The following is a 23237-nucleotide window of genomic DNA, read 5'->3' as shown; positions in this document are numbered from 1 at the left end:
TCGCCGGGTGGCCAGCAGTGAGACGGCGACCGAACCGGTCGATCGAACCGGCGATACCTTGCGACACAAGGTCGTCACCGCCCTGCGGCAGGGATCGGCTTTTCTGGTGGTCGGCGCGATCGGATTTCTCGTCGACGCCGGAACCTACAATCTGCTGGTCTTCTGGGGCGGCGACGGAGTTCTGAATCACGCGCCGCTGGTCGCGAAGATCATCTCGATTCTGGTGGCCACGGTGGTCACGTATTTCGGCAACAAATGGTGGACTTTCGCGCACAAGCAGGGCGGCAGTCCCGCCCGCGAATATCTGCTGTATGCCGTTTTCAATGTGGTTGCCATCGGATTGCAGCTGGGGTGTCTGGCATTCTCCCGATATGTCCTGCACCTGTCCTCGCCGCTGGCGGACAACATCTCCGGCACCCTGATCGGCCAGATCGTGGCGGTGGTTTTCCGCTACTGGGCCTACGACACTTTCGTCTTCGCCGAGTCGCGCTCGGGTCGGTCGGACGCCGCGACATGAGACGGACATAATGGGTATCGCTCGCACCGAGCCCGCACTTGACCGCGCCCGCGCCGGATTCGGCGCCATCGGACACTGTTTACGAGGGATTCCACCATGGATCAGTCGGCTGGCCAGGCCGTGACCGCCACCGAGAACGACCCGCGGATCGCCGAGCCCGCACCCGGCGCCCTGCGGACCGAGCACCGCGCCCCCGACCGCCTGGTTCTGGCCCGGGGCATCTTCACCGGCCCGGCGCCGAAGATCAGCGACGAACTCTATGCGGTGGTCAAGGGCAAATCGCACCGCGAACGGCTGTCGCTGCGGCTGGAAAAGGGCGCGCACGCCCACACCAATACCTATTTCGGCCGATTCGCGGCCAGTTACTGGCAGCGCTGGACGACGGTGACCGAGGTCGAGGTCTCGATGCGGGTCGCGGTCGGCGACCGGGCCCGGATCCGGCTGGCCGCCTCCGATATCGCCGGGCACCGGCGCATCATCGACTCCGCGGATGTGCATTCCGACGGGGTGGTCACCCTGCGGGCGCCGCTGGATCAGTATGTGGACGGCGGGGCGCTGTGGGTCGAATTCGATGCTGTCGGAGGCGAACTCGCGATCGGTGAGCTGACCTGGACCGCGCCCGCGCCGGATCGCGTCCGCCCGGTCGCGATCGCGATCTGCACCTTCAACCGGGCCGAGGACTGCGCGCACACCGTCGCCGCCCTCGCCTCGGATCCGGAGGTGCTGGCGGCCATCGACGCGGTCTACGTGGTCGACCAGGGCACCGACCTGGTGTCGGACCGGGAGCTGTTCCAGCAGACGCAGCCGCGTTTCGGTGACAAGCTGCGCTACATCCGGCAGCCGAATCTCGGCGGGGCGGGCGGCTTCACCCGCGGGTTGTACGAGGTGTCGGCGGCGAACGAGCACGCCGACGTCATCCTGATGGACGACGACATTCTCTGCGAGCCCGAAACGGTGTTGCGGCTCAACGCCTTTGCCAATCTCACGGTGGAACCGACCCTGGTCGGCGCGCAGATGCTGTTCCTGCTGAACCCCGACTATCTCAACGTCGGCGCCGAGGAGGTGCACCTGAACGAGCTGCGGCACGGTCAGAAGGTGCCCAAGGCGTTGCGCAACACCAGCATGCTCAAGCGCAATCAGGAGCGCCGCGTCGACGCCGGCTACAACGCCTGGTGGACCTGCCTGATCCCGGCCGAGGTGGTGGCCCGGATCGGACTGCCGCTGCCGATCTTCTTCCAGTGGGACGACGTCGAATACGGTGTCCGCGCCCGCGAGGCGGGATTCGTGACCGTGACGCTGCCGAATGCGGCGGTCTGGCACGCGGACTTCTACTGGAAGGACTTCGACGACTGGGCGCGCTACTTCAGCATGCGCAATTCGCTCATCGTCAGCTCCATGCACACCGATCTGGACGCGAAGGCGGTGACCCGCAAGCTGTTCCGTGAGATCGCGGAATATCTGGTGGGTATGCAGTACGGTCTCGCGCACACGACACTGCAGGGCATCGAGGATTTCCTGCAAGGCCCGAAGATCCTGCGCGACGGGGGAATTCAGGCCCTGGCGGCCGCCCGCACCAGCCGCGGTGAGTACGGCGAGACCACGAAGCACGCGGCCGCCACCGCACCGGTCCGGCAGTCCGACATCCAGCTCCGCCGCGCCGGCGGCGAACCGAGCCGCCCGCTGCTGGTGCTGGTCAAGCGTGCGATCCAGCAGTGGACCGGACGCACCCAGCACGGCGTCGTGGGCGTCACCCGCGAGGATGCGCACTGGTGGCATCTGGCCCTGTTCGATCACGTCGTGGTGACCGACGCCTCCCAGTCCGGCGTGCGAATCCGGCAGCGGGACAAGGAGAAAGCCCGTGCCCTGCTGCTGCGCACCGTCCGGGCCCTGCGCCGGCTGCGCCGCGAACTTCCGGAGCTGAGCCGCCAGTACCGGGCCGCGGCACCGGAATTGACCAGCCGCGAGAACTGGGAACGACTGTACGGCATCTGATCCGCGGGCCCGCCCGGTACGTCACCGGGCGGGCCGCCGCAGATCAGTGGCCGAACGAGCCGGTCGGAGGCGGCGGCGGATTGTTGTCGACCACCGCGCCGAGATATCGGAACGAGGTCGGGTAGGTCGGTTGCGGAAGGTCCGGGACGAACCGCGGCGGCTGCTGGTTCCAGGTGCCGTCGGGCTGCATATCGGGCGGCGGGGTCTCGAAGTGGCCGGGACCGCTCTCCATCGGGCACGCGTCGTTGATGCGGGCGTCACCGTGCGGCGGCACCCATGCCGTACCCCGGACCGTGCCACCCAGGCCCGAGCAGACGATCTCGGCGTCCACCCGGTAGGTGTCGTCGTTGTCGTTGTGGCAGCCGGCCCACTCGCAGAACACTCCGGGTGAGACCTCGACGGCCGATGCGCCGGCCGCACCCCCGAACAGTGTGCTCGCGGCGACGGCCGACACGACCGTCACGCCGAAAATCCAGCGGTGTCCCATCGCGAATCAACTCCCCTCGATATCGCTGCCGTGAACTCTACCCCTACGGCCGAAAACCGTTGTGGCACCGATAATGCCGCTTCCACGCGGCACGCGTTGACCATCTTCGCACTCCTGTCGACAGCCCGACCCGGGTGCCAATGTATCGGCGTCGGATCGGGCTGTCGGTAGTGGCAACACCACTGTGGCGGGGAGTGCGGACCGCCTAGAGGAACAGGTCCGTGGTCAGCGGGCTGTCACCGGGGACCACACGGTACTTGTCCAGATCGGTGACGCCGTGCGAGTTCAGCACCTCGTCGTCGATGAAGAAGTTGCCGGTGGTGTCCTTGGCGGGGGAGGTGAGGACCAGGTAGGCGGCGTCGGCGTAGATGTCGGGGGTGCGGGAGGTCTGGACCATGTCCTCACCGCCGAGCAGGTTGCGGACCGCGGCGGTGGCGATGGTGGTGCGCGGCCACAGCGAGTTCACGCCGATGCCATACTTGCGCAGTTCCTCGGCCAAACCCAGCGTGGTGAGCGACATTCCGTACTTGGCGATGGTGTAGCCCAGCGAGCTGCCCGCCCATTTCGGGTCGAGGTTCAGCGGCGGCGACAGGGTGAGGATATGCGGGTTGCGCCCGGCCTCGGCCGATTCCTTCAGTGCCGGGATGCTGGTCTTCGACAGCAGGAAACTGCCGCGGCAGTTGATGTCCTGCATCAGGTCGTACTTCTTCATCGACAGCGTCTCGGTCGGTGACAGATCGATCGCCGAGGCGTTGTTGACGACGATATCGATGCCGCCGAACCGCTCCACGGTCTGTCGCACGGCTTCGGCGACGCCCTCGTCGTCGCGCACATCGCCGACGAATTTGTGCACCCGGCCGCCCGCGGCCTCGAGCTCCTCGGCGGCGGTGTGGATCGTGCCCGGAAGTTTCGGATGCGGCTGATCGGTCTTGGCGATCAGCGTGATGTTCGCACCGTCGGCGGCGGCCCGCTTGGCGATCTCCAGGCCGATGCCGCGGCTGCCGCCCGACATGATCATGGTGCGGCCGGCCAGTGGCTTACCAGCTTCGGTCATATCCCTGCTCCCATCTGTGCGATCACCCCGGCTCCATGATCGGCGATCCGAAGGAGCCGGGGTGCTGAACTACCCGATTCGCACAGTAGGGCACCGCACCGAGCTATGCAACCAGTTGCATAGTCGGTCAGCGACGATGGCGACGAGGATCACGTTCCTTGTACATCCGCCGCTGCGATTTGCTGATCTCGCGCCAGAGCCGCTCCCGTTCGGCGCGCAACCGCGCGTCGCTGCGGGCGGCGAGCCGGTCGTTCTCGCGCTGCAGTTTGCGGTAGCTGTCCAGTCGTCGCTGCGGCAGCTCGCCGGTGTCGAGGGCTGCGAGAATCGCGCATCCGGGTTCGGTGCGGTGTTCGCAGTCGGAGAATCGGCATTGCGCCGCGAGCGATTCGATATCGGTGAAGGTCCGGGCCAGACCCTGTTCGGCAGCCCAGAGCCCGATCGCCCGGAGGCCGGGGGTGTCGATCAGGGTGCCGCCGCCGGGGATCGGCCGCAACTCGCGATGCACCGTGGTGTGGCGCCCCCGCTTGTCCGAGACGCGGACCCGGTCCGTCGCGAAAACCTCCTCGCCCAGCAGCGCATTGGCCAGAGTCGACTTGCCGGCGCCGGACGATCCGATCAGTGCGACCGTGCCGGCCGCCACCGCGCGCAGCACATCCATCCCGGCGCCGGTGGTCGCCGAGACCGGCACCACCGCCGCACCCGGCGCCGCGGCGCGCACGTCGGGCAGTGGAACATCCGGCGCCAGATCGCATTTCGTCAGCACCACGATCGGCTGCGCACCGGACTCCCAGACCAGAGCCAGCATCCGTTCGATGCGGCCCAGGTCGATCTCACCGTCGGCGGCGACACAGATCGCGACGGTGTCCACATTGGTGGCCAGCACCTGTGCGTCGGAGCGGCCTGATACCGTCGCGCGCTGCAGAATCGTGCGGCGCGGCAACAACTTTCGTACCGTGAACGCCGGGCCGGCGGACGTTTCGGCCGGTGCGACGGCGACCCAGTCACCGGTACACAGGCCGTTGATGTTGGTATCCGCCCGCGGACAGGAAGCGCGTGCGAGCCCGTCGGGCGTCGCGACATCGCATTCACTGCGATCCATCCGGATCACGCGGGCCGGGACCCAGCCGGTATCGAGCAGCCCTGCGTACGCGGCGGAGAGGTCGGCGGTCCAGCCGTAGGGAAGGAGACGGTCGTAATCGACCATGAGGGGAGACATCCTTCGTCGGGCACCGAGCCCGCGAAGGGCTCAGTGCATGGGGAGGAGAGTGGAAATACGTGCGGCGGAGCGCTTTTCGGTCTGATACCGGGCTCCGTCCGCGACAATCCGACTGCCGACGTTCACGTATTCCACCTCCTCGACCCTCTCGTGTCTCGATACTCGGTTCGGTCGCCTCCGCGACCGGATGGATAAACAATGACAGCCCGCCGCGCGGGCCGCAACGTATTTTCCCGGGCCTACTTCGTCCCGGGCCGCTCGATCAGATCGTGCAGGCGATCAGCAACTGCAGCAGGATGAACACCCCGACCACGCCGAGGCTGATGTAGGAAACGATCGCACCGGGTGCGGCCTGCGGTACCGGCCCGATGGCGCCGTTGATGAAGGCGATGGCAGGCGACTTGTAGTAGACGTGGGTGCTGTGGCCCTCCGCGACCGGCACGGTCGTCTCGGCCGGACCCATATCCCACAGCCACTTGGTCGCCACGCGCACATGATGCTGGCCGGGGCCGACCGGAATGTGGGTCTGTCCCCACTTCGCCATCGGCACCTCCATGCCGTCGACGAGAATCTTCGGGCCGGTCAGCGCGAGCAGGAAACCCAGCGGGAAGTACGAGGCGTCGACGACGATGCCCTGCGGCCCCGGTTGCGGCTGGAACTGTACCGCCGGGCCGTAGGCGCCGTATTGGCCCTGCGGTGCACCAGGCGCACCGTAAGGCGCCGGCCCGCCGTTGAACGGCTGCTGACCCGGATACGGCTGTGCCCCATAGGGATTCGCCGACGGCTGACCGTAGGGCTGCGGCGGAGCCTGGGGCGCACCCCAACCCGGCGCGTGGTGCGGCTGGGAGATGTTGTGCGGCTGGGGGATATGCGGCTGCGAGCCCGCGTGCGGCTGCGGATGTCCCGGCGCGGCAACGGCTCCGCTACCGCCGTGCGGCGGTGGCGCGCCGTAGGGACCGTTGGGCTGCGGCGCGCCGGGATACGGCTGCGCCGGCGGATACGGCTGTCCACCGTTCGGTGGGAATGGTTGCCCATAGGGTGGCTGCCCACCGTAGGGGTTGCTCACAGCCGTACCTCCTCATGCCAAAAGCACTGATCTAACCGGGTTTATGGAACTGCTCGCGTCGCCCCAGACGCCGCAGCCGCAACCATTCTCGCAGACCGGCCGGATCTTTTTGCTGTACGAGGAAGAACCAGGAGAACCGCGCCCACTCCTGGGGGAGCAGTTTGCGCATACCGGGCTGTGCCATCAAATAGCCACGGTTGCGGTAGGTGAAATAGCGTTTGACCGGATCGTCCGGATACTGGGTGTGCATCCGCCCACCCAGAATCGGCTTGAATTCCGCCGACCCGTTCGGGTGCAGATACGCCGTCTGCAAACAGGTTCCGAACGGCAGGCCCGAACGCACCAGCCGCCGGTGCACCTCGACCTCGTCGCCGCGCACGAACAGTCGCAGATCGGGCACGCCGATCACCTCGAGCGCCTCGGCGGAGATCAGGGCGCCGTTGAACAGCGACGCGATGCCGGGCAGGAAGTCTTCGTCGCCGAGCTCGGACCGCAGCCGCCGCCACACCACGCCGCGGCGCAGCGGAAAGGCCAGCCGATCGGGATCGTCGATATCGGCGACCACCGGCGAGACTTCCGAAAGACCGTGGCGCCCGGCGCAATCGAGCAACTTCTCCAGCACGTCCGGACCTTCGGGGCGGCCGTCGTCGTCGGCCAGCCACACCCAGTCCGCGCCCATGGTCAGCGCGTGCAACATGCCGAGGGCGAAACCGCCGGCACCACCGAGATTGTGTTCCGAACCCAGATAGGTGGATTCGATCGGCTGTTCTTCCACCATCTCGCCGACCTCGGGCTCGTTGCCGTTGTCGATGACGATCAGATGGTCGATCGGGCGGGTCTGCGAGGCGAGCACCTTCAGCGATTCGCTCAGCAGTTCCCGGCGTTTGTGAGTCACGACCACCGCGATGATCCGGGCCACTCCGCTGTCCGCGGACGGGGCCGCCTGATCACTCATGATCGTGTCCTTGTCTTCTGCCGCCGTCGTCATGCGGGATTGCGTTCGAGTTCGAGCTCACGCAGGATCTGCTTCACGTGATCGCCCGCCTCCGGACCCTCGTAGGCGCGCACCACATCCTCGATATCACCCTGCATGCGCAGCGTGCCGTGGTCGATCCACATTGCGGTGTCGCACAATTGGGCCAGGAATTCGTTGGAATGGCTGCAGAACACCAGGATTCCGGAGCGCGCCACCAGATCACGCAGCCGGTTGCGGGCCTTCTTCATGAATTCCGCGTCGACCGCGCCGATACCCTCGTCCAGCAGCAGGATCTCCGGATCGATCGAGGTCACCACGCCCATCGCCAGCCGCACCCGCATACCGGTCGAATAGGTGCGCAGCGGCATGTTCAGATATTCGCCGAGTTCGGTGAAGTCGGCGATCTCGTCGACCTTGGCCAGCATCTGCTTGCGGGTCTGACCGAGGAACAGCCCGCGGATGATGATGTTCTCGTAGCCGGAGATCTCCGGATCCATGCCGACACCGAGGTCGAACACCGGCGCCACCCGGCCGCGCACCCGCGCAGTGCCGCGGGTGGGCTCGTAGATACCCGAGAGCAGCCGCAGCAGCGTCGACTTTCCGGCGCCGTTGTGGCCGACCAGGCCGACCCGGTCACCCTCCTTCAGCGACAGCGTGATGTCGCGCAGGGCCTCGACGACGACCACATCGGACTGATTGCGCCCGATGGATCCGCCGGCCTTGCCCAGGAAAGCCTTCTTCAGCGACCGTGACTTGGCGTCGAAGATGGGGAACTCCACCCACGCCTGGTGGGTTTCGATACTTACTCCGGTCATATCGTCCTCTACACCCAGTACGGCACGCGGGAACGGTATTGCTTCAACGCCAGGATCGCCACCGTCCAGCCGACCACGGTGATCACACCGACGACCAGCCACGACCGCACCTGCACCGGATCGCCGAGCAGGGGCGCGCGCACGATCTCGAGATAGTGGTAGGTCGGCACCAACTCGACCAGCTTGGCCCGCTCGCTCACCGCACCGCCCTGATCGTGCAGCGACTTCGTGGTCCACATGACCGGGGTCAGCACGAACAGCATCAGCGTCATACTGCCCAGAATCGGGGCGATGTCGCGGTAGCGAGTGGAGAAGATGCCGAACACGATCGACACCCACGCCGAATTCAGGAACACCAGCGCGATCGCCGGAATCGCCAGCAGGACAGTCCAGTCCAGATGTTCCCAGACGCCGAAGGCCACCAGCATGACCAGATAGATCACGATGTTGTGCGCGAAGAACAGGAACTGCCGCCACACCAGCCGATACACGTGCACGCTCAGCGCCGAGGGCAGCTGTTTGATCAGCCCCTCGTTGGCGATGAACACGTCCGAACCCTCGAGGATGCTGGCGTTGATCACATTCCAGACGATCAGGCCGACGGTCACGTACGGCAGATACGTCCACAGGTCCTGATTCAGGATCGCCGCGTAGAGGACACCCATCGCGGCGGCCTGCACGCCGGTGGCGATGGTGATCCAGAACGGGCCGATCACCGATCGCCGGTAGCGCTGCTTGATGTCCTGCCAGCCCAGCTGCAGCCACAGCTCACGCTGAGAGAACCCCTCGCGGAGGTCTTTGAAGGCCCGCGGAAACGTTTGCGCATCCGACATCAGGGGCACCGTGGCGTCGGCCGGGCGTTCGGCTGTGGCCGAATCGGCAGGGGCAGCTGCTGGCACAGTGCACGACTGTAGCGCAGAGCCGGTCCCCGCCGGTGGGGGCTCGAGGCTATCCGAGGATCAGCGGTGTTCAGAGGTACTGACCGCCTCCGGTCACCGATCCGCCCTGCCCGCCCTCGCGCGGGATGGCCGCACCCGGCGGCAGCGCGTGGCGCATCTGCTCGAGCTGCGCGCGGGCCGCCATCTGCTGGGCGAACAACGCGGTCTGAATACCGTGGAACAGACCCTCCAGCCAGCCGACCAGCTGGGCCTGGGCGATCCGCAGTTCCGCGTCGGACGGCACGGAATCCTCGCCGAACGGCAGGGCGAGCCGCTCGAGTTCGTCGCGCAACTCCGGAGAGAGTCCCTGCTCGAGCTCGTGCACCGAGGTCTTGTGGATCTCCTTGAGCCGGTTACGGCTGGCGTCGTCCAGCGGAGCCGCGCGTACCTCCTCGAGCAGCTGCTTGATCATGGTGCCGATCCGCATCACCTTCGCCGGCTGCTCGACCATATCGGCGAGCGATTCCTCGCCACCGGCGGTCTGCGCGCCCTCGGCGCCGGTGTCGCCTTCGCCGACCACCTGTCCGGCGAACGGCGCCTCACCCTGGGCGCCGGCCGGAATGACCAGCGGGCGCCCCTCGGGTCCGATCACCACGATGGAATCCGGTGCTCCGTCCGATTGCGTCATGGCATCCATGATGTCTGCTTCCCGCGCGGAGCGCTAAGTGAACGACGCATCGCCCGGTGAGGGCCCGGTGCCGGAACGGGGTACGCGGTCCGATTTCGGTCGGAAGTATTCTGTTGCGGTTCTGTCCGCCTCGTGTGTGGTTCGGTTTGTGAAAGTCGGTTGCCATGTCGCGTGATATCGCATTGGGTCGGCGCACGGTTCCGCCGACTTGCCCGCTGCCCTTAGAGTGGCGAGCATGACTTACGACGTCGCGAGGGTTCGGGGGTTGATACCGTCCCTGGGCGACGGCTGGATCCACCTGGACCCCCAAGCAGGGATGCTGGTCCCGGATTCGGTATCGCGCGCCGTATCAACCGGTTTCCGGACCTCTGCTTTTTCGCACACCAATCGTCATGCCGCCGCGCGCCGCAGTGGCGCGATTCTCGACGCGGCCCGGGAGGCGGTCGCCGATCTCGTCGGTGGCGATCCGGCAGGCGTCGTACTCGGTCCGGATCGGGCGGTGCTGCTGGCCTGGCTGGCCGAATCGCTGAGTTCACGGCTCGGCCTCGGCACCGGCATCGTGCTCTCGCGTCTGGACGACGAGGCCAACGTGGCCCCGTGGCTGCGCATCGCCAACCGCTACGGCGCCCACGTGCGCTGGGCCGAGGTGGAGATCGAAACCTGCGAGATGCCGGCCTGGCAATTCGAGGAACTGATCGGCCCGACCGCGCGACTGGTCGCGGTCACCGCCGCCTCGCCGATCGTCGGCTCCGCGCCCGCGGTCCGGGTCGCCGCCGACCGGGTGCACGAGGTGGGTGGACTGCTGGTCGCCGACTGCTTCGGCGCGGCGCCGTACGCCCTGATCGACATCGATGAACTCAATGCCGACGTCGTCGCCCTGTCCGCACCGGCCTGGGGTGGTCCGCAGATCGGGGCGCTGGTGTTTCGCGATCCGGCATTCCTCGACCGCATCCCCTCGATGTCGCTGAACCCCTACGCCAAGGGCGCCGAGCGGCTCGAGGTCGGCGGACATCAGTACGCGTTGCTCGCGGGGCTGACCACCTCCATCGACTACCTCGCCGGACTGGACGAACAGGCCACCGGCAGCCGCCGGGAGCGGCTGGAGGTGTCGATCACCTCGCTCCAGGACTATCACGACCAGCTGTTCGAAAATCTCATGGAGGTGCTCGACGCCGTCCCGGATCTGACCGTGATCGGCCGGGCCTCCACCCGCATCCCGACGGTCAGCTTCACCATCGCGGGGATGCAGGCGGAGAAGATCTCCGCCGAACTCGCCGACCACCGCATCGGCACCGTCAGCGGCGCGCACGGCGGCAGCCGGTTGCTCGACGCACTGGGCGTCAACGACGAGGGCGGCGCCGTCACTCTCGGATTGGCGCCCTACACAACGAAATTCGAGATCGAACAACTGGGCCGGGCGCTGAACTCGCTGGAGAAGTAGCTCACGGCCGTCCGCGCGTCGCTCACGCCTCGTCGATGCGCAGCACCACCTTGCCGACGGTCTCGGCCGAATCGAGCAGTTCGTGGGCGCGTGCCGCCTCCGTGACCGGGACTTCGGCATGGACCACCGGCACCACCGCGCCCTCCGCGATCAGCGGCCACAGATGCCGCCGCAGCTCCGCGATGATCTCGGCCTTACTCGACTTCCCGGTCGCCGGCCGCTTGCGCAGATTCGTGGCGTGGATGGTGCCGCGCTTACCGAGCAACTCCGCCAGATTCAGTTCGCCCGTCACGCCGCCCTGCATGCCGATCACACACAGTTGCCCGTCTTCGGCGAGTGCGGAAACGTTGCGCGGCAGGTATTTCGCGCCCATATTGTCGAGAATGATATCGGCGCCACCCGATTCGCCGAGGACTTCGACGAAATCCTTTTCCCGATAATTGATTCCGATGCTCGCGCCCAATTCGGCGCAGCGATCCAATTTGTACTGCGAACCGGCGGTCACCGCGACGCGTGCACCGCGATTCACCGCGACCTGAATGGCATGGGTGCCGATTCCGCTCCCGCCGCCGTGGACGAGCAGCAGTTGCCCGGCGTGCAATCCGGCCCGCATCACCAGATTCGACCAGACGGTGGCGGCGACCTCCGGAAGTGCCGCTGCCGCAGCCAGATCCAGACCCTCGGGCACCGGCAGCACTTGACTCGCGGCGACGACCACGCGCTGGGCGTAGCCGCCGCCGGACAGCAGCGCGCACACCCGATCGCCCGGCCGCAGATCCCGCACGCCCGCGCCGGCCTCGGCCACGACACCCGACACCTCGAGGCCCAGGATGTCGCTGGCGCCCGGCGGCGGCGGATAGAAACCCTGGCGCTGCAACAGATCCGCGCGATTGACCCCGGCCGCCACGACGTCGATCGCCACCTCGCCCGGTCCGGGCGGCGGCAGATCCGGCACCTCCGCCCAGCGGATCACCTCGGGCCCACCGAAACCGTCCAACGTCGCCGCGTACATGCCTCGACTCTAGGTGCTCGCCGCGCTGGAACGGGTGCGGCTGTGCGGCCGATCCGGGTGATCTTGTCCGCAGGTCCCTGACCAGCCGACATTCCTTCCATTCGGGCCCAATAGAATGGCGCCATGGCTTACGAACCGAGCGGTCACCCGGCCTCCCCGCCGTGGTTGAGCTCGGCACAGCAGCGGGCATGGCGTGCGTTCATGGACGGGCATCAGCGCCTGATGGTGGAACTCAACCGCCAGCTCCAGGCCGACAGCGATATGAGCCTGCCCGAATACCGCATCCTCGTGATGCTGTCCGAGGCCCCGGGCGGTTCGCTGCGGATGAGCGATCTCGCCGACGGCGTGCTGTCCTCGCGCAGCCGTCTCACCCACCAGATCCGCCGCATGGAGGACGAGGGCATGGTCCGCCGCACCAGCTGCGAAGAGGACGGCCGCGGCGTCCGCGCCCACCTCACCGACGAAGGTATGCGCCGCCTCCGCGCCGCCGCCCCCGGCCACGTAGCCGCAGTCCGCCGCACCTTCGTCGACCTCCTCAGCCCCGAAGAGCTCACCGCCATCGGCGACGCCTTCGACCGAGTCAACGCCAAAACCGACCCCCGCCGAACCTGATCCGAAGCGCGCAGCACTCGATCAGGGACATTGGTCCCTTGTTGCTGGCTGTTCGCGGCCGCGACCATTAGGGCGCTAGGTCCGGGACCGGGGTTTCCGGTTTTCCTTCGAAGGGTGACGTCGAAAGGTACGAACCATGCACAGGAAGTCAGCGAAAGCTCTCGCCACCACCGCGATCATCTTGTCGCTCGGCGCCGTGGCGGCGCCCATCGCCTCCGCCGACAGCGCTTCCGATACCACGGCGAAACCGATCGCCATCTGCATCACCATCCCGCTGCCGGGATCCGCCGATTGGGTGTGGTGCTTCTGAACCTGGGCCCGGCCGTTCGAATCGATACCGAAACGATGGTGGCGCCGACGGATCCGCCGGTCGGCGCCATCGTCGTGGATGCGGGGGCCGCGTACCGCGGTGTCGGCTAGAGACGTGTCGCGGTGCGGACGAGGTCGGCGACGGCTCTGGATTTGCTGTGCGGTGGCCAGGCGATGACGGTCGTGACCGCCGGTGCGTCCGGCACCGGCACGATCGCGTGACCGTCGCGCAGGTGGGTTCGGACCGACTCGGGCATGACCGCGCAGGTTCGCCCGAGCGCGATCAGTTGGGCCAGTTGGGTGTGGTCGCGAACCTGCGGACCGGGGCCGTCGGGATAGCTTCCGTCCCGCCGTGGCCAGCGCGGTAGGGGCAGATCCGTCAGGGCGGAGACCTCGGCCGACGAGACATGGGTCCGGGAGGCGAGGGGGTGGCCCGCGGGCAGGACCAGAACCTGCTGTTCGGTGTGCAGATCCTCTGTGTCGAATCCGGCGGTCGTGTCGAAGGGCCGGTGGAGCAGGGCGACGTCGGCACGACCGTCGCGCAGCAGCCCCTCCTGTTCTCCGGGGCCGCACAGGATCACCTCGACGGGGACCGCGCCCGGTTCGGCAGCGTAGGCGTCCAGCAGTTTCGACAGCAGTTCGCTGGATGCTCCGGCCTTCGTGGCCAGCACCATCCCGGGCCGATGGGCGGCGGCGCGGCGGGTACGGCGCTCCGCGGCTTCGACCGCGTCGAGCGCGGCGCGGGCCTCCCGCAGCAGCACCGCGCCGGCCTCGGTCAGGGCGATCGAGCGAGTGGTGCGCTGCAGCAGAACCACGCCGAGCCGCCGCTCGAGCTGTCGGATCGCCCGTGAGAGCGGTGGTTGCGCCATGGCGAGTCGCTGTGCCGCCCGCCCGAAATGCAACTCTTCGGCGACGGCGACGAAGTACCGCAACTCCCGCGTCTCCACCGGACCATCGTATCCGTCGCTGACCGCTACCAATACCCGTGCGGTATCAATGGCCACCCAGCCGGTGTTGGACGCATCATCCGAGACCGAACCAGGATCGACGGTATGAGTGAACAGACGATCGCGCTGGTTACCGGCGCGAACAAGGGAATCGGATACGAGATCGCGGCGGGTCTTGGCGCCCTCGGCTGGCGAATCGGTGTGGGCGCGCGCGACGAGCAACGCCGCGAGACCGCGGTGGAGAAATTGCGCGCGGCCGGGATCGACGCATTCGGCGTTCCGCTCGACGTCACCGACGACGCGAGCGTGACAGCCGCGGCCGATGTGATCGCCGACCACGCCGGAGGGCTCGATGTCCTGGTCAACAACGCCGCGATCACCGGCGGCATGCCACAGGAACCCACCCTGGTCGATCCCGCGACCGTGCGAGAAGCCGTGGAAACCAACGTGATCGGAGTCATCCGCGTCACCAACGCGATGCTCCCCATGCTGCGCCGTTCGGTAGCACCGAGGATCGTGAACATGTCCAGCAGCGTCGGCTCTCTCACGCTGCAGACCACGCCCGGCACGGACACCGGCCCCATCTCCGCTGCGTACTCGGCCTCGAAGACGTTCCTGAACGCGGTCACCATCCAGTACGTCAAGGAACTCGCCGACACCGACATCCTGATCAACGCCGGCTGCCCCGGTTTCACCGCCACCGACCTCAACGGTTTCCGCGGCGTCCGAACCCCCCAACAGGGCGCGGCGATCGCGATCCACCTCGCCACCCTCCCCGACGACGGACCGACCGGCGGATTCTTCTCCGACGCCGGACCAGTGCCCTGGTGACGGACCCTTCACCTGCGGTGGGTGTGGGATTTGAACCCACGGTGGCGTGAACCACGACGGTTTTCAAGGTCGTCGGTCTCGTCGTTTGGCGCGTTTTGGCTATTAAGGGGTGTGTTGGCGACGTGAGCTGACCAGGCGATTTCTTCGCTGGGCGCGTTGGGGAGATTGGCGGCGTCGGACGCTGCTGCGGGCCGTTTGCGGGCGCAGCAGCATCCGACGCCGTTTCGTACGTCAACTCCGGCGCCGCCGAACTACCTCCTCGACCGGGTGCTGGCGGCACCGCGCCGATGCCGCTCAGGAGAAGGACACTGTCGTGCCCGCCGGCGGGTGCCGTTCGGCAAGGTCTACGACCCCAACGTTCCAACCCACACGGTCACCAACCGCATGGACGCCGTGGTTTCCAAATCCTGTCTTGCGGGACACTCCGATACGTCGCGTGGTGATGCGCTGGCGGCTTTTGTGCGCAGATATTCGGCTGCGGTGGAGGTCGTCTGAGCCGTATTGTCTTGTCGTGAAGGACACTTCGGTAAATGGTTTGCGGCGCGTCGCGCCGAGTTCGCCGTACTGGCGAGCGATCACGGCTGAATCCACGCTCGCAGCTCAGCAAGTCGCCGCCGCGGGCCAGCTCTCGAAGACCTCGATCCCACCCGAGTCGGGTCCTTCTACGCCGCGTTCTTCCCGCTCGCCATCGGGTACGAGCGTATGGCGAAAATTGCTCTGCAAGTAGACAACAAGATCGCTACCGGCGACTTCATCTCGACGAAGATGATGAGAAACGAGATCGGCCATCGTCTAGATGAGCTGTTCAGGCGCGTAGCAGAGGTTTGCGAGCGCCGGGGGTACAACTTTGCGCGGCCGGAGGAGCCCATTCACGAGGCTATCCTGTCGATCCTGAGCGAGTTCGCGACGACAGGGCGCTATAACCACCTCGACACTCTCGGCTCGCCCGCAGTCACGTCCAAAGACGCTGAGCAGGAGTGGGACAAAAGAGTCCTGCCCCTACTGACTGAGAAGCACCTTACAACCCGGATGCAGCAGAAGATGTTCCGGAAGGCGGGGTTCCTGGGAGCGTTCATCGGAGCCAACGAGTTCACCGTTCTCGCGATTCGCCACGGTGTCAGCGGTGAAATCCACACCGACTTGCCCACAGGGGAGTTCCTCAGGGACTTGTATCGGAGCATGAACCCCTGGGGCCGCATGTACGCCCTCCAGTTGGGACGCTGGCTGGCGAAGGTTCTCGATGCGCTTTCCAGGGAGGCGCTGGCCAGTGACCACGCGCGCGACCATGTCCCGTACCTGATCGAGTTCTTCGCACCGCTCACCGCTGGTGATTCGTACCTGAGGAGTCGCCGTAACCTGATGCGGGGCTGAGTCGATCACTGGGCAGAGCGACCCGCAGGTGGCGCGATCCCTCGTCTGGTAGGCGAGTGCAGGCCCGGGATGGCTAGAGCATCCCAGGCCCGCTTTGTCTATGAAGTTCGTGATCAGGGCCGGTTAAATCTCCGTCGATTCGCCCTGAGCCGGGGCTTCGGAGTCGCTCGACGGCTTCTTGATCGTCTGTAGGTACATGATTCCGCCCTGGTTGATGCAGTCTTCCGCGAGGCTGCGCAGTTGGCCGAGATAGCGCTCTTTATCGACGCTCGCGTCAATCGTGGCGGTGACTGGGGTGTACTGAGCGAGCGGAATCGTCGCGTCTTCGTACGGCCGCCCAAAGTTGTCGATGGTCAGGATGTGCAGATGGTTGGAGCCTGCCCATTCGATTCCGACTCGTATCTCATACTCACTTGTACCGAGCGCTTCGCTAACCGGCCTGACCAGAGCAAACAGATCGACTAGGGCAACTTCGACAGCGCTGGACTGGACATATTCCCCTGGCCAGTACTTTTGGCCGTCGCGTTGAAGCTCGCCACCGACGGCCGCGCCGAGGCACACCGAGCCGTCGTCATGGATGCTTGCGCGCGCAGCTTGCCAGCCGTTGGTAGCGGTATTGCGGGCAACCCAGCGGCGAAGTCCTGGTCTCGGGTCGGGCCCCTCTACGAACTGAAGAGGGTGGAAGCCGGAAGGCGCATAGTCTCGCCAGCCAGCCGTTCCCGCGATGAAGAGTTCGCGTGCTTCCTCCCGGGTGACCCTTGTCGGCCGTGACGATGGCAGACGTGGACGGGCGACGGCGAACAGCCAGGCTCGTTCCGTGAGATCCTGGCCGGCTTTCAGTTCGTCGTACAGGTTCTTCAGTGCTTCAGTCGCATGACGTCGTTCCTCAAAGCGCGCTCTATACATCGCCTCGATCTGACGCTCCTTCATCCAGACGGTGTCTGCGTCGTTGCGTACAGGGGCCCCGAAGTACTCACCCCTGTAGATGAGATGCGGTCCGTCGACGCTGGCAGGAACGACAATCACGACGCTGCGCATATCTGGTTGCCCGAGTCTGTAGACGCCAAGATTGAACACAGGTGGACTCACTGCAGTAACCGCGACGCTCCGAAGGGTTCGCTCATGCTTTTCGGTCAGTTCTCCGGCGTCACAGCGTGCGCTTGCCGCCTTTTGGGCCTCCTTGAGCCCGAAAACGATTACGCCGCCGCCGCTGTTGGCCATCGCGGCCACGTCCTTGACGAAGTCGTGCTCGTTCAGGTTCTTGGTCGGGGGCAGCACCGATTTGAAATCTAGGTCGTCAGCCTCTGCGATCTCACGAGTGACCAAGTCATCGATCATCTCATCACTGAGCGGTGTGGCCAGGCTCAGGCCGAGTGCGCGGTGAAGGGCTGTGAATTCCATAGCCAGATTGTCGCTGCTAGTGGGGTTTTCGAGCCAGCTTTTCAAGGAAGCGCAGGTCGGCCCAGAAGTCATCATCTGGTGCGTAGGTGCATGAGCTATCGGAAGCCCTCGGGCACATGAGCTCAGCGATAGGAGTCTTGAGGTTCCTGCTGCTCCTGCTCGGCGAACGTGGGTAGGATGGAACTCGAACACGCTTTCGAATTTGTCTGGTTGATCCATGAAACGCTTTGAGTAGCGGCGTCTTACAGATGGATCGTTCCGTATTCAACGTCGTAGCGAAGTAGGGTCGGTGACACGTGAGAGGGGAGGTATATGGCAGACAAGTCGACCATCGAGTGGACCGAGGCCACCTGGAACCCGGTCACAGGTTGTGACCGGGTTTCGGCCGGATGTGACCACTGCTATGCGATGACGCTGGCGAAGCGCCTCAAGGCGATGGGCGCTGAGAAGTACCAAAACGACGGAGATCCGCGAACCTCTGGCCCCGGTTTTGGAGTAACGATCCATCCGGAGTCGTTGAACATCCCGCTACGCTGGCGCCAGCCCAGAGTCGTATTCGTTAACAGCATGTCGGACCTTTTTCATGCCAGGGTTCCTATCGGCTTCATACGGGACGTGTTCGACGTGATGCGCGATACGCCCCAGCACACCTATCAGGTGCTGACGAAAAGGTCACTGCGGCTTCGCCGGATCGCCGACAAGCTGGAGTGGCCCACGAATGTGTGGATGGGTGTCTCGGTTGAAAGCTCGGAGCAACTCGACAGAGTCGATCATTTACGGGAGGTTCCGGCCAAGGTTCGCTTTCTCTCCTGCGAACCGTTGCTCGGCGCCTTGGAACCTTTGGTACTCGACGGGATCGGATGGGTGATTGCTGGCGGTGAGTCGGGCGTCGGCCACCGGCCCGTGGACCCTGAGTGGGTTCGCGGTGTACGGGACGCATGCGAACTCGCTCAGGTTCCGTTCTTCTTCAAGCAGTGGGGTGGAAGGACGCCAAAGGCCCTCGGCCGTGAGCTTGATGGACGGCTGTGGGATGACATGCCGGTCTTGGCCAACGCCGCTGTATGAGCGTGCCGGCCGTGTAACTAGCTCCTGCCGCACGCGGTTAGCACTCCCGAATTGTTGCGTTAGTTCCCGATGTCGATAGTTCACGGAGTTCCGACTATCCAGTCCCGAAGGTGACGGGGGCTCGCATCAAGGTAGATCGAGCCCTCCTTTTCGAGTTGGCGTACGGCCTTCCGTACGAGTTTCTCCTGTATCACGCCATAATAGGATCCGAACACGAACTTCGTGTGTTCGACTAGCGTTGCACGGTGATGCTGACTCGCCAGTGCCAACAAGTTGGCTCTGATCGCCTGTAGTCCTGCCTCCTGCTCGGTTTTCAGCTGGTAGTCGACTCCCACGTCAAAGAGCATCTGCTCTAGTTGTTCGTTCGAGGGACCAAGTACCTCTAGCCATTTCTGTCGCGCCGTCGCCAAGGCATCGCCGAACACCCAAAGCCCGTAATCGCTCCTGGTCAGGAAGACTAGGTGGTAGATCGGTTGATGGTGTTGCTGCCGTCTGACCGGCACGACCACTGAGTGCATCTGTGCGGTCGCTCCTATTAGGGACGCGTATCCCTGAACAACTGCTTCGGCAGCTGGCTCCCACGAATCCGACCCCGAGGCGGCGCGCGCTTCCAAAGCACGCTCACGCCACCAATTTCCACCGCACATTGTGTCAACGTGACCAAGCACGGCGTGGCTGCCCAACTCTTCCTTGACCGCAACGCCGGCAGCTCTGCGGGTGAGGTCTGCACTTATGTTCAGCAGAGCTTCAGTCGGCGGCCACTTGGACCGGCGTCTCCTTAAAGCCCCAGCTAAGACCTCAAACGGAATGTTGCGACCACAAGGGTCCAGGAACAGGAACAGCGGCACACCGGTGGCCCGATCGATCACACTGTCTAGATAATTCTCCACCTGACCGTGATGGGCTTCCGCCACGATCCCGCGGGCACGGTACTCGGCAGTGACACGCGCGAGGTTCTCAAACGAGGGTCGGTACTTCTCAACGAGCTCGACTTCGACTGACAGACGGTTCTTCGCCTTCTGCGCCGCAAGGAGCATGTACTCGGCCGATGCGGGTGTTCCGTCCGCGTATCGTCCGCGGCCGGCGAACCCGTCCAGGAGGACAACCCGGTTTTGTCCTCCTGGTGATGAGTGGGCTTGCGGTTTGCTTCCTGTCATCATCACGAAGGGCGTGATGTAGCTGTCCAGGATCTGATGCTTGAACACTGACTGTGCGTGGACCTTGTCCAGCAGCCCTCCTGTTGTGCCTGTCGACATGGCATCCACCCCTCCCGGCGACGAACGGCTGACATATGCGGCCAACCCAGACCAGTATGAGGTGACTTCGCCTGGGCCGCTGGGAAGTACGAGCTTTCCGCTGCTCGGGCAGTCCCTGCCTGCGGTAGGCGCCCTGGAGGGGCGTACCAGTCCGCTAGATGTGGTCCGCCCTGCAATGAGGCGATGATCAGCAACGAACCAAAGATAACGATCGGATGTGTCGGGACCGCGGTGTACTGTTCCGAACCATGTTGGGGGACTTGCTCAATGAGGTTCTGAAACTGCAGACCATCCATTCTGCAGCCTTGTCGGATTCGCCGATGCGGCGTCGCTCGCAAGTCGTAGAGCATGACATCCCAGACGTGATCCGGCCGTGGGTGACAGGAAGTTTCCCGCGATGGAGTACCGAAGGTAGCGGCGGTAAGGGCAGTGCGTCAGAGGTGCCGTGGAGTCGAGTGTTCCAACCTGATCGCAGCCCTCGCGCGACGGTCGGTTGGTACCTGGTCTACTTGTTCAATGCGAAGGGCACCGCGGTGTATCTGTCGCTGATGCAGGGAACGACCACCTGGAGCACGGCGATCAGAGATTTCGTCTTCCGGGATACCGCGGATCTTCATCGCCGAGTCGCTTGGGCACGGTCGGCGCTCGAACGGGCGGGCTCGGAACCCGATGGCTTCACGGACATTTCGGCTCTTGGCAAGCAGAGACTTGCGCGTGGATACATGGCCGGCAACGTGCATGCGATCGAGTATGCCGCCAACGCGATGCCTCCTGACGACAAACTTCGAGCCGATCTCATCAGCATGGGTGAGCTGCTTGCGAAGGTATATGCCGAAGAAGCGGCGACCGCTTATCTGCCTGGGGACGAGGCTCCAGAGATCGCTGATGCGGATCAAGCCCTCGACGAGGCTGCCGGCAATATTCGGCACCGACCGAAGGGTGGGCAAGGTTATCGGCTCAATACCGCCGAAAAGCTGGCGATCGAGAGGCATGCGGTCGAGCTAGCAAAGAAAGTCTTCCAGAATGATCGCTATACCGTGCGAGACACGGGTAGCACCAGGCCATATGACCTTCTGGCGACCAGAAAGGCGGAGAAGATCTATGTTGAGGTGAAGGGAACGACTTCTTTGGGAGAAGAGGTTATTCTCACCCGCGGCGAGGTCGAGCATCATCGACAGCATTACCCTTGCAATGCCCTCGTGGTCGTGCATTCGATACGACTCGATCGCTCAGGTCCGATCCCATCCGCGTCCGGCGGTACCGTCGTGGTGCATCGCAAATGGCAGATCGAGTCAGAAGATCTAACGCCGGTTTCGTTCCGCTACCGAGTGCCCTCGCTGGGGGCATCAAGTCAAGAGTCCGAGGAAGAATGAGTTCAGCATATTCAGCAGATCCCGTATTCGAAGCAAACGGACGACTTATTAGTTACCTACTTCAACGCATACACGACCGTGAGCTGGCGCTGCCGGATTTTCAGCGGGACTTCGTTTGGGAAACTGCGAAAACTGCGGAACTGCTACGAAGTATCATGTCCCGTTTCCCTGCCGGGACGTTACTCGTGTGGAAGCAAGGCACAGAGACTGAAGGTTTCGCGGCACGTGAAATCGAAGGAGCTCCTAAACTTGGCGGCAAACAGCCCGATGAGCTCATCCTAGACGGACAGCAGCGGTTAACCGCACTGTACAGTGCCTTGTCGGGGGTGGGAGACGATCGTTTTTATGCTCGGCTCTCACGTTTCGTCGACGAGGAAGCTGATGAGATCCTTCAGGTCGACGATGTCGATTTCGACAAAGCAATCGTTACATATCCACGATCCGACCGCCTGCGCTTTGATCCCGACGACCGTGAGTACCAATTCTCGGAGGATCTGTTCCCGCTAGCTCAATTGAACAACTTCGACGAGTGGCTCGACGAGTACGCCCCTCGCAAGGCGACCCTAATTCGGGATGAGGGTCGCATCAAAAAGCAAATGCGCGCAGTGCGGGATACTTATTTCGTTCCGTTGCGCAGCTATGGTTTCCCAGTTGTGACTCTGCCGTCGACTACGCCAATAGTTGCTGTTTGCAATATATTCGAAACCATAAATCGCACCGGCAAGCCCTTGGGTGCCTTTGACCTGGTTACGGCGCGTCTGTTTCCGAAAGATGTCCGCCTTCGAGACCTGTGGGAAGAGGCGAAATCCGAATACAGTTTGCTGGAGGACTTTGCGGTCGAACCGTACTCGGTTCTGCAGTCAGTGACTCTTCGCGCAAGAAACTCGGCACAGCGAAGTGATGTTCTTGCGAATCTGAACGCGTCTGATGTTGAGGAACACTGGCTTGACGTCGTCGGAGGGTTCGCTGGCGTGCTTGACCAACTGCAGAGCGAGTGCGGTGTGCTCGCCAAACGATGGCTTCCGTACACGATGATGCTTGTGCCCGCTGCCGCCGTCTGGGCGGACATCAAGCAGTTGAAGCCGCTCGACCGCAGCGGAGCGCTCGACCGGTTGCGCCAGTACTTCTGGTGCACAACCTTCATGACGAACTTCGAGCAGGGCGCCAATAGCCAGGCGGGCGCTGATTTCGCACGTCTGCGGGGGTGGTTGCTCGATCCTGAGCAGGATGCTCCGGAAGCCGTCGCTGACTTCAAGCTCACAGCGTCGACACTCAGTCGAGCCGGGGTCCGACGTAAGGCCCTCCACGCCGGCGTCATGGCCTTGACCATTCGATCCGGCGCGAAGGATTTCCATACGTCCCAGAAGCTCACTGCAGCGAGTGTCAAGGAACGTCGGATTGAGTCACATCACGTGTTCCCGAAAGCATTCTTGAAAAACACGTCCACCAGCGAGTTGCTGCTCAACCGCGCTCTCATAGACAGCGAAACCAACAAGATCATCGGGAAGTCAGCGCCGTCGGTCTACATCGAAAAGATGCTAGACACTAACGGCGAGAAGAAGATCATGGACGTACTCACCTCGCACGCCATAGACGCGGGGGAGGACAGTGGTCTGCGCACTGACGACTTCGAAAAATATCTCCTTGAGCGGCTCAAGGGCATTGTCGAACTGATCGAGGACGCCACCAAGAAGGAGGTGGTGTGGGATCTAGAAGATGCTTAGTAGCAAGCCGACCGCGAGGTCAGCCAGCCGGTAATTGTCCGCCGGCGTGTGTGAACCGAATTCGCTGCGGCTGCGGTGTGTCGCCAATCAACATTTCGATCGGGAGCCGGAAACGGTCGATGTGGCGAAGTGCCCGGCGAGTGCGTCGCTTGCTCGAACCGTATCGGTTTATTTCCGCACCCGAAATCTCACCGACAGACGTCAGT

The 23237-nt window shown here is 64.3% G+C and carries 22 protein-coding genes; 10 read left to right on the top strand and 12 right to left on the bottom strand.

Annotated elements, in window-relative coordinates; genetic code table 11:
* Positions 1–7: 7 nt before the first annotated feature.
* Both C8258_RS25925 and C8258_RS25920 read left to right on the top strand, forming a co-directional pair.
* A complete protein-coding gene (locus C8258_RS25925; RefSeq protein ID WP_051024098.1) occupies positions 8–517 on the top strand; it encodes a GtrA family protein in 510 nt (169 codons plus the stop codon).
* A 96-nt stretch (positions 518–613) separates the two neighbouring features.
* Positions 614–2509 carry a glycosyltransferase gene (locus C8258_RS25920; protein ID WP_106957405.1) on the top strand — a complete coding sequence of 632 codons (1896 nt, stop codon included), beginning with the start codon at positions 614–616 and terminating at the stop codon, positions 2507–2509.
* A gap of 43 nt (positions 2510–2552) precedes the next feature.
* Here C8258_RS25920 and C8258_RS25915 read toward each other — a convergent pair whose 3' ends face one another.
* The 8 genes from C8258_RS25915 to C8258_RS25880 form a co-directional block, all read right to left on the bottom strand.
* On the bottom strand, positions 2553–2972 hold the full coding sequence (locus tag C8258_RS25915) for a hypothetical protein (protein ID WP_146161338.1): 420 nt from the start codon (positions 2970–2972) through the stop codon (positions 2553–2555).
* 229 nt (positions 2973–3201) lie between these two features.
* On the bottom strand, positions 3202–4050 hold the full coding sequence (locus tag C8258_RS25910; protein ID WP_106957403.1) for an NAD(P)-dependent oxidoreductase: 849 nt from the start codon (positions 4048–4050) through the stop codon (positions 3202–3204).
* Between the two features lie 127 nt (positions 4051–4177).
* Positions 4178–5254, bottom strand: coding sequence for a ribosome small subunit-dependent GTPase A (rsgA, locus tag C8258_RS25905; protein ID WP_106957402.1), 1077 nt, complete (start codon positions 5252–5254; stop codon positions 4178–4180).
* 274 nt (positions 5255–5528) lie between these two features.
* Positions 5529–6332 carry a hypothetical protein gene (locus C8258_RS33365; RefSeq protein ID WP_233225341.1) on the bottom strand — a complete coding sequence of 268 codons (804 nt, stop codon included), beginning with the start codon at positions 6330–6332 and terminating at the stop codon, positions 5529–5531.
* A 31-nt stretch (positions 6333–6363) separates the two neighbouring features.
* Positions 6364–7287, bottom strand: a complete 924-nt coding sequence (locus tag C8258_RS25895; RefSeq protein WP_051024093.1) for a glycosyltransferase — start codon at positions 7285–7287, stop codon at positions 6364–6366.
* Between the two features lie 29 nt (positions 7288–7316).
* Positions 7317–8123, bottom strand: coding sequence for an ABC transporter ATP-binding protein (locus C8258_RS25890; protein WP_036497055.1), 807 nt, complete (start codon positions 8121–8123; stop codon positions 7317–7319).
* A gap of 8 nt (positions 8124–8131) precedes the next feature.
* A complete protein-coding gene (locus C8258_RS25885) occupies positions 8132–8956 on the bottom strand; it encodes an ABC transporter permease (RefSeq protein ID WP_051024100.1) in 825 nt (274 codons plus the stop codon).
* 136 nt (positions 8957–9092) lie between these two features.
* Positions 9093–9689, bottom strand: coding sequence for a bacterial proteasome activator family protein (locus C8258_RS25880; protein ID WP_086007166.1), 597 nt, complete (start codon positions 9687–9689; stop codon positions 9093–9095).
* A 235-nt stretch (positions 9690–9924) separates the two neighbouring features.
* On the opposite strand from C8258_RS25880, the gene C8258_RS25875 reads away from it, so the two are divergent.
* The gene (locus C8258_RS25875) at positions 9925–11130 is read left to right on the top strand and encodes a cysteine desulfurase-like protein (RefSeq protein ID WP_036497057.1); all 1206 of its coding nucleotides are present in this window, start codon (positions 9925–9927) and stop codon (positions 11128–11130) included.
* A 22-nt stretch (positions 11131–11152) separates the two neighbouring features.
* Here C8258_RS25875 and C8258_RS25870 read toward each other — a convergent pair whose 3' ends face one another.
* Positions 11153–12142: an NAD(P)H-quinone oxidoreductase gene (locus tag C8258_RS25870; RefSeq protein WP_106957401.1), complete on the bottom strand. Its 990-nt coding sequence runs from the start codon at positions 12140–12142 to the stop codon at positions 11153–11155.
* A 123-nt stretch (positions 12143–12265) separates the two neighbouring features.
* On the opposite strand from C8258_RS25870, the gene C8258_RS25865 reads away from it, so the two are divergent.
* A complete protein-coding gene (locus C8258_RS25865; protein ID WP_036497059.1) occupies positions 12266–12754 on the top strand; it encodes a MarR family winged helix-turn-helix transcriptional regulator in 489 nt (162 codons plus the stop codon).
* 136 nt (positions 12755–12890) lie between these two features.
* The gene (locus C8258_RS32985) at positions 12891–13064 is read left to right on the top strand and encodes a hypothetical protein (RefSeq protein WP_167354209.1); all 174 of its coding nucleotides are present in this window, start codon (positions 12891–12893) and stop codon (positions 13062–13064) included.
* A gap of 106 nt (positions 13065–13170) precedes the next feature.
* Here C8258_RS32985 and C8258_RS25860 read toward each other — a convergent pair whose 3' ends face one another.
* Positions 13171–14010 (bottom strand): LysR family transcriptional regulator, encoded by an 840-nt coding sequence (locus C8258_RS25860; protein ID WP_106957434.1) that lies wholly within the window; start codon positions 14008–14010, stop codon positions 13171–13173.
* 105 nt (positions 14011–14115) lie between these two features.
* Between C8258_RS25860 and C8258_RS25855 the strand changes: the two genes are divergently transcribed.
* Together C8258_RS25855 and C8258_RS25850 are read left to right on the top strand one after the other, a co-directional pair.
* Positions 14116–14841: an SDR family oxidoreductase gene (locus C8258_RS25855; protein ID WP_106957400.1), complete on the top strand. Its 726-nt coding sequence runs from the start codon at positions 14116–14118 to the stop codon at positions 14839–14841.
* Between the two features lie 702 nt (positions 14842–15543).
* Entirely contained in the window at positions 15544–16212 is a 669-nt protein-coding gene (locus tag C8258_RS25850) for a hypothetical protein (RefSeq protein ID WP_106957399.1), read from the top strand.
* Between the two features lie 123 nt (positions 16213–16335).
* Here C8258_RS25850 and C8258_RS25845 read toward each other — a convergent pair whose 3' ends face one another.
* Positions 16336–17613, bottom strand: coding sequence for a helix-turn-helix domain-containing protein (locus C8258_RS25845; protein WP_106957398.1), 1278 nt, complete (start codon positions 17611–17613; stop codon positions 16336–16338).
* Between the two features lie 312 nt (positions 17614–17925).
* On the opposite strand from C8258_RS25845, the gene C8258_RS25840 reads away from it, so the two are divergent.
* Positions 17926–18678: a DUF5131 family protein gene (locus C8258_RS25840; protein WP_106957397.1), complete on the top strand. Its 753-nt coding sequence runs from the start codon at positions 17926–17928 to the stop codon at positions 18676–18678.
* A gap of 80 nt (positions 18679–18758) precedes the next feature.
* On the opposite strand, the gene tcmP is transcribed toward C8258_RS25840, so the two are convergent.
* Entirely contained in the window at positions 18759–19934 is a 1176-nt protein-coding gene (gene tcmP, locus C8258_RS25835; protein ID WP_106957396.1) for a three-Cys-motif partner protein TcmP, read from the bottom strand.
* 248 nt (positions 19935–20182) lie between these two features.
* Here tcmP and C8258_RS25830 point away from each other — a divergent pair, with 248 nt between their 5' ends.
* The gene (locus C8258_RS25830; RefSeq protein ID WP_158271314.1) at positions 20183–21307 is read left to right on the top strand and encodes an MrcB family domain-containing protein; all 1125 of its coding nucleotides are present in this window, start codon (positions 20183–20185) and stop codon (positions 21305–21307) included.
* Positions 21304–23031 (top strand): DUF262 domain-containing protein, encoded by a 1728-nt coding sequence (locus C8258_RS25825; RefSeq protein WP_106957394.1) that lies wholly within the window; start codon positions 21304–21306, stop codon positions 23029–23031. The genes C8258_RS25830 and C8258_RS25825 overlap by 4 nt, the downstream gene beginning before the upstream one ends.
* The last annotated feature ends 206 nt before the right edge of the window (positions 23032–23237 follow it).

This window comes from Nocardia sp. MDA0666 (genome assembly GCF_003023875.1).
Classification (GTDB): Bacteria; Actinomycetota; Actinomycetes; order Mycobacteriales; family Mycobacteriaceae; genus Nocardia; species Nocardia aobensis.
Note: the sequence above shows the minus strand (reverse complement) of the source record. Positions and strands in the feature narration are given on the sequence as shown.